7 protein-coding genes are annotated in these 7,054 nt (G+C 62.0%); 4 read left to right on the top strand and 3 right to left on the bottom strand.

The annotated features are described in order from the left end of the window. The 4 genes from WBF74_RS02555 to WBF74_RS02540 form a co-directional block, all read left to right on the top strand. Positions 1-432 (top strand): magnesium chelatase domain-containing protein (locus WBF74_RS02555; protein ID WP_424434707.1); only part of this gene is annotated, 432 nt, incomplete at its 5' end. Between the two features lie 30 nt (positions 433-462). Then, positions 463-1,158, top strand: a complete 696-nt coding sequence (locus WBF74_RS02550; protein ID WP_424434704.1) for a CvpA family protein — start codon at positions 463-465, stop codon at positions 1,156-1,158. A gap of 27 nt (positions 1,159-1,185) precedes the next feature. After that, positions 1,186-2,742 carry an amidophosphoribosyltransferase gene (gene purF / locus WBF74_RS02545; RefSeq protein WP_424434701.1) on the top strand — a complete coding sequence of 519 codons (1,557 nt, stop codon included), beginning with the start codon at positions 1,186-1,188 and terminating at the stop codon, positions 2,740-2,742. Between the two features lie 27 nt (positions 2,743-2,769). After that, entirely contained in the window at positions 2,770-3,495 is a 726-nt protein-coding gene (locus WBF74_RS02540) for an SDR family NAD(P)-dependent oxidoreductase (protein ID WP_424434698.1), read from the top strand. 19 nt (positions 3,496-3,514) lie between these two features. On the opposite strand, the gene der is transcribed toward WBF74_RS02540, so the two are convergent. The 3 genes from der to WBF74_RS02525 all read right to left on the bottom strand — a co-directional run. Further along, on the bottom strand, positions 3,515-4,930 hold the full coding sequence (der, locus tag WBF74_RS02535; RefSeq protein WP_424434695.1) for a ribosome biogenesis GTPase Der: 1,416 nt from the start codon (positions 4,928-4,930) through the stop codon (positions 3,515-3,517). 57 nt (positions 4,931-4,987) lie between these two features. Further along, positions 4,988-6,349, bottom strand: a complete 1,362-nt coding sequence (locus WBF74_RS02530; protein WP_424434692.1) for a PQQ-binding-like beta-propeller repeat protein — start codon at positions 6,347-6,349, stop codon at positions 4,988-4,990. Between the two features lie 6 nt (positions 6,350-6,355). After that, the coding region (locus WBF74_RS02525) for a tetratricopeptide repeat protein (protein ID WP_424434689.1) at positions 6,356-7,054 on the bottom strand (699 nt) is incomplete at its 5' end.

Raw genomic sequence — 7,054 nt, 5'->3', positions numbered from 1 at the left:
GTTGTGGGCTGGGATAGCGGGCGGCTTTCCATGGTGCTGGCGGTGCTCGAAGCGCGCTGCGGCCTCTCCCTCGCCGGGCAGGATGTTTACCTAAATGTGGCGGGCGGCCTCAGAATCAACGAGCCTGCGGCGGACCTTGCCGTGGCAGCGGCCCTTATTTCGTCGATCACGGGAAACCCGCTCCCCCCCGATTGCGTGATTTTTGGCGAAATCAGCCTTTCCGGAGCCATCCGGCCCGTGAACCAGATGGATGCCCGGCTGAAAGAGGCAGAAAAGCTCGGCTTTTCCCGGGCGATCTTGCCGCAGGGCGCGACCCGGACAAGGGGGTCAGCCGCCCTTTCCTTCACGGAAGTGGCCGATCTGGCGGGGCTGATTGCCCATCTGGCTGCCGGTGAAGGGCGGCAAACCAAAAGGACAAAGAGCGATTTGTGATAGAATGGACAGAGTTAGGGGGAGAGTGATTTGACGCTGTTCGATCTCATCGTGATCGGTGTCCTGCTCGTTTCAAGCGTGCTGGCGCTGCTGCGCGGTTTCACGAATGAGGTGCTCTCGATTCTCGCTTGGGTCGTGGGCGCCCTTGCCGCCCTGTGGCTCTTTCCCTATCTAACCCCCATCGTCAGTGAAGCGGTGTCGCCCGCCTGGCTTGCCGCTGCCATTGCCGCCGTCGGCATTTTCATCGCGGGCTATGCCCTTACGGCCGCGCTGACAGCGCGCTGGTCCGGTTCGCTGATGGAACTTCATGAGCGGGCGAGCCTGCTCGACAAGACGCTCGGTTTCATTTTTGGACTGGCGCGCGGTCTCTTGATTGTAACCGTCGCCTATCTCTTCTTTGTCTGGCTGGTGCCCGACCCGGATGACCAGCCCGGCTGGATCCGCTATGCAAAGACGCGGCCTGTGGTAGAAGACACAGCTGCGTTCCTCTTCTCGCTGGCACCACAGTCGGCGAGCAACGAGGCGGCACCGCGCACGACCGCACCCTTGCGGGAGGCGCCCCGGCAGAGCGAACCGCCACGCGAACAGACCGCGCCTCCCCCGGCGCAGTCTCAGCCTCGACAGACAGCCCCTGATTCGGGCGCTGACAGAGGCAATGGACCGGGGTATAACCCGTCCGAACGGAGGGGGCTCGATCGTTTGTTCGAGAATACGACCGGGGAGTAGATACCCGACTATTCCGGAGTTTCAGGAATGCCTGACCAGATGCAGTTTGATCTCTCCCTGCCGTCTTCTGCGGCGAATGCCGGGGAGGGAACTGCGCTAAGTTTGAACCCTTCCTCCATGGCCGATGATGATCTGATACCGGATGACCGGCTCCGTGAAGAATGCGGCGTCTTCGGCATTTTCGGTCATCCCGATGCGGCGGCCCTGACGGCGCTTGGCCTGCATGCGCTTCAGCATCGCGGTCAGGAGGCAGCGGGCATCGTTGCCTATGATGGCGAGCATTTCCATTCGGAACGGCGACTTGGGCTCGTGGGAGACCATTTCTCCTCCGCCAAGGTGATCGACCGATTGAAGGGGGAAATGGCTGTCGGCCATGTGCGCTACTCGACCACAGGCGAGACGATTCTGCGTAATGTGCAACCGCTCTTTGCCGACCTTTGGGGCGGCGGATTTGCGGTGGCGCATAATGGCAACCTCACCAATGCCATCACTCTTCGCAATGAACTCGTACGCGACGGAGCCATCTTCCAGTCCACTTCGGACACGGAAACCATTCTCCAGCTCGTCGCCCGCAGCCGGAAGCCGCTCGTGCTTGAGCGTTTCGTGGAAGCGCTGTCGCAAATTCAGGGTGCCTATGCACTTGTCGCCCTCACCAACAAGAAACTCATCGGGGCCCGCGATCCGCTCGGCATTCGCCCGCTGGTCCTCGGCAAGCTAGCCGGGGCGCCGATCTTCTGCTCGGAAACGGTGGCCCTCGACATTATCGGCGCGGAATTCGTGCGCGAGGTGGAGCCGGGTGAAGTGGTGCTCTGCACACGCGAGAATGGCGAGATCAAGATTGAGTCGATCCGCCCCTTCCCCGTCCAGCAGGTTCGTCCTTGCGTGTTCGAATATATCTACTTCGCGCGGCCTGACAGCATTGTCGGCGGCAAGAGCATCTACAATGTGCGCAAGCGCCTTGGCCAGGAACTTGCCCGCGAGTCCGGTGTGGATGCCGATGTGGTGATCCCGGTGCCGGATTCCGGCGTACCCGCTGCCATCGGCTATGCCGCTGAATCGGGTGTGCCCTTCGAGCTTGGCATCATCCGCAACCATTATGTCGGCCGCACCTTCATTGAGCCGACACAGCATATCCGCCAGCTTGGCGTGAAGCTGAAGCACAATGCCAATCGCGCCATCGTGAATGGCAAGCGCATTATTCTCGTGGATGACAGCGTGGTGCGCGGCACCACCTCCATCAAGATCGTGAAGATGATGTATGAGGCGGGCGCCAAGGAAGTGCATCTGCGCGTGGCAAGCCCGCCCATCACACATCCTGATTTCTACGGCATCGACACGCCGGAGCGCGACCAGCTCCTTGCCTCCAATTATGATCTCGAAGGGATGCGCGCCTATATCGGCGTTGACAGCCTTGCTTTCATTTCCGTGGACGGACTCTATCGCGCGATGGGCTTCACCCACCGCGACCCGGAGAACCCGCAACTGACGGATCACTGCTTCACTGGCGACTACCCGACGCCACTCAAGGACAGGGACGGCGAACACCGCACCCGGCAACTTTCGCTTCTCGCGGAAATCGCCTGACCATTTCAAAAACCGGAAACTGACAGAATGACGGGACGTTTGCAGGACCGCCTCGCGGTTATTACTGGCGCATCGCGCGGGATCGGACGCGCTGTGGCGCTCGGCATGGCGGCAGAGGGTGCGCATGTAATCCTCATCGCGCGGACCGTGGGCGGCCTTGAAGAAGTGGATGACGAGATCAGGAAGGTCGGCGGCAAGGCCACGCTGGTGCCGATGGACCTGACCGACTTCGCGGCGATCGACCGGCTGGGCGCGACGATTTTCGAGCGGTGGGGCAAGCTGGACATTCTCGTAGCGAATGCCGGATTGCTTGGCACGCTGACGCCGCTTTCCCATATGGACCCGAAAGACTGGGACAAGACGCTCGCCGTGAATGTGACGGCAAATTACCGCCTTATCCGCTCTCTCGAACCCCTGCTGAAGCGCTCCGATGCAGGCCGCGCGGTCTTCGTGACATCCGGCGCAGCGCATAAGTGCAAGCCCTATTGGGGCGGCTATTCCGTTACCAAGGCAGCCCTTGATGCGATGATGAAAACTTGGGCGGCGGAGTGCGAGAAAACATCAATCCGCGTCAACTCCGTGAGCCCCGGGCCGACCCGCACCGCCATGCGCAAGAAGGCAATGCCGGGCGAAGATCCGTCCACGCTGACAAAGCCCGCCGACCTCGTACCGCTCTTCATCGACCTCGCCCTCCCCTCCAACGAGCGGCATGGCGAGATTGTGGAATATCAGAAGGCGCAAGCGAAAGCCTGATCGGCCTTTGCAAGAGAGGCTAGTTCCGCCCCTTCTTCCCCGCATAAGGATTCTTACTTTTCCGCATCAGCAGGCGGATCGGGATGCCGGGGAGATCGAAGGTTTCGCGCAGGCTGTTCACCAGATAGCGGCGGTAGGATGTCGGCACCTCGTCGGCGCGGCTTGAGAAAATGGCGAAGGTGGGCGGGCGGGATTTCACCTGAGAGGTGTATTTCAGGTTTACCGGACGTCCCTTGGCCGCGGGCGGCTGGTGGCGGGCAACCGCTTCTTCCAGCCAGCGATTGAGCCTTGCCGTTCCGACACGCGCGTTCCAGACAGTGTGGACACGCTCGATGACGGGCATCAGCTTCTCCACTCCCCTCCCGGTCAGCGCGGAAAGCTGAACGATGGGAACGCCCCTGATCTGCGGCAGCAGGCGTTCAAGCTCTTCTTTCAGTATACGGAGGACTTCTTGCGGATTTTCAACCGTGTCCCACTTGTTGACACCGATGATAAGACCGCGACCTTCCTGCTCGACCAGATCGGCGATATGGAGGTCCTGCCGCTCGAAAGGCTGCGTCGCATCGAGCAGCACAACCACGACTTCCGCGAAGCGGATGGCGCGCAGCGTGTCTGCCACCGAAAGTTTCTCTAGCTTCTCCGTGACGCGGGCGCGGCGGCGCATGCCCGCCGTGTCCCACAGTTTGACGCGACGACCCCGCCACTCCCATTCGATTCCGATACTGTCTCGCGTGATGCCAGCCTCGGGGCCGGTGAGCATCCGGTCTTCACCAAGAAGCTGGTTTACCAGTGTCGATTTGCCGACATTCGGACGACCGACAAAGGCGATACGGAGCGGCGCTTCGAGATCAGGCTCATAAGGCGCATCGGGATCGAAGGACGCTTCCTGCTCTTCCGCCAGCGCGTCTTCAAGCGCCTGCTCTGCATCATCCTTCTCAAGACCGCGCGCGAACTCAGAGAGCGCATCATATAGATTGCCAAGCCCCTCGCCATGCTCGGCCGAGAGCGGCAATGGCGCGCCGAGGCCGAGTTCAAAGGCTTCCATGCGCCCCATTTCCCCGGCACCGCCTTCGCATTTATTCGCGGCAAGAATGACGGGTGTGGGAGACTTTCGGAGGATTTGCGCAAAGCGCTGGTCGAGCGGCGTCACGCCTGCGCGCGCATCCATGAGGAAGAGGCAGACGTCTGCTTCTGCAATGGCAAGATCGGTCTGGCGTCGCATACGCGCTTCGAGGCTGTCGCCGACACCCTCCTCCAGTCCCGCCGTATCAACCACGGTGAAGGTGAGGTCGCCAAGGCTTGCCTCACCCTCGCGCCGGTCTCGGGTGACGCCCGGCGTGTCATCCACCAGCGCGAGCTTACGCCCGACGAGGCGGTTGAACAGCGTCGATTTGCCGACATTGGGACGGCCAACGATGGCCACCTTAAAAGACACTTTATGCGGCCCTTCTCTGCCGTGGCGGGCGGTAATCAACCGTCCGCAGCACCGCGCTTATTTCAGCGCGGTCAGCCTTGCGTCATTGGTCAGAATATAGAGCGTTTCATTCGCCACTACAGGGGTGATGAGCGCGCCGTCAGGCAGCGAGAAATTGCCCGTGACCTCACCCGTGAGGGGAGAGAGCAAGATACCCTCGCCGCGCGATGAAACGAGCACGAGCTTCTCGCTGATGAGCACCGGCCCCGACCATTCGATCGGGCCTTCCCGATCTTCCGGGTCCTTCCAGCGCGGCAGTGGCGATATCCAGCGGATGCGTCCGTCGCGCCCGGAAATGGCGAGCACTTCCTGCGAAAGCGTCACGACATAGACATAGTCACCCGCAACCCACGGCGTCTGCACACCGCCAATGTCGCGCGTCCAGACACGCTCACCCGTGCGCAGATCAATCGAGACCATGCGGCCCGAATGGCTGATCGCGAAGACGCGGCCTCGGTCGATGACCGGACGGCCTGCAATGTCGTTCAGGGCCGAGAGCGAAGTGACACCACCGGTGCGCGTCAGTGAATCCGTCCAGACGGGGGTGCCGTTTTCCACGCGGAGCGCGACAAGCTCGCCTGATGAGTAAGGCGCGATGGCAACGGAGCCGAGCACCGCAACGCTCGAGGCCGCGAGAATGCCCGCGCTTTCGACAAGACCACGATGACGCCAGAGCACCTCGCCTGTCTTCTGATCGAGGCAGATCGTCTGGTTGTCCACCGTCACACCGAAGACGCGGCCACCGGCGGCTGTGGGGGCCGAACGGAAAGGATCACCGACGGGCTGATTCCAGACCACCGCGCCGCTTCCCGCATCAACGCCATGCGCCGTGCCGAAGCCGGTAATGACAAAGACCTTGCCGTCCTCATAAGCAACGCCGCCGCCACGGCCTGCATCTTCATTTTCGCCTTCGGGTGCGAAGCGCGTTGACCAGAGTTTCTTGCCCGATGTCTGCTCGAAGGCATGCAGTGTGGAACGCGCATCAAAGACGTAGATCCTGCCATCCGCGATGACGGGCGGTGCAAGAAGCTGGGCGACGCGGCCGGAGCCTGTGCCTGCACTGATCGACCAGAGGCGGTTCAGATTACCCGGCACAGACAGATGATAGTTCGCATTCGTGGCGGCCCCGCCCGGCTGCGGCCAGCTGTCATTGACGCGCGCGTCCGGCAGCAGGATGAGATCATCCGCAATGGCAGGGTCCACCTCAAGCTGCGCCCCAAGCTCCATGACGGAGAGGCGCTTGCCGGGCAGAACGGTCTTGTTGTCGGAGCTGAAGACATCCGTCACCTTGCTGCAACCCGCCACGCTTGCGGCAAGAAGAGCCAGCAGCGCAAAGCGCACAATGACAGACCTGTCGGCCGAAAAACCGTTCATCATCATGCGGGCTTACTCCGTCTCAGCCGGAACTTCGGGGGCGTCTTCCTGTGCAGCGTCCTGTTCTTCGGTCTGCACGGGCGTTGCGTCTTCTTCTGCGTCCGCAGCGGCGGGCGCGGCAGGCTCCGTCACGCTACGCGGCAGATGCGGTGCGGCAAGCGCCTGGATCACATAGGCGCGATCACGAAGACCCGCAGGTGACAGCGGGTTGGCAATGATCGCCGCCGCATTTGCATTCGCCTCGCTCCACGCGCCTTCGCGCATGGCGGAGAGAGCCAGAAGCTCAAGCGCATGCGGCCGCCAGGGCGAGCCATCCTTCATGACCGATGCCATGCGCGCCTTCATGTCGTCATGGCTTAGGTTATCGACGAGCAGAAGCCCCGCCTTGATTGTTGCCATGCCGCGCAGAATATCGGGAGCAGCACCATCATTTGCCACCGCCTCGAAAGCCGCCCGGGCCTGATCGGTCTCACCTGCGGCGAGATGTCGGTCCGCCTGATGGAACCGCGCCAGAACTTCATAGCCATTGGTCGTGTCGGCTGCGAACTCGGCGAAGGCTGCGGCAGCGGCTTGCGGCGTTTCAGCCTTTTCCGCTTCTGCCAGAAGCTCCTGGAAACGGGCCGAGGCCTCCACACGGGCCGAATGCGTCCATGCCCGCCAGCCAGCAATGCCGCCTGCCAGAATCACAATCGCCAGGGCCAGGCCAAGAAC

It is taken from the genome of Parvibaculum sp. (genome assembly GCF_049672805.1).
Lineage (GTDB): Bacteria > Pseudomonadota > Alphaproteobacteria > Parvibaculales > Parvibaculaceae > Parvibaculum.
This window is presented reverse-complemented; position numbering and strand designations above follow the sequence as displayed.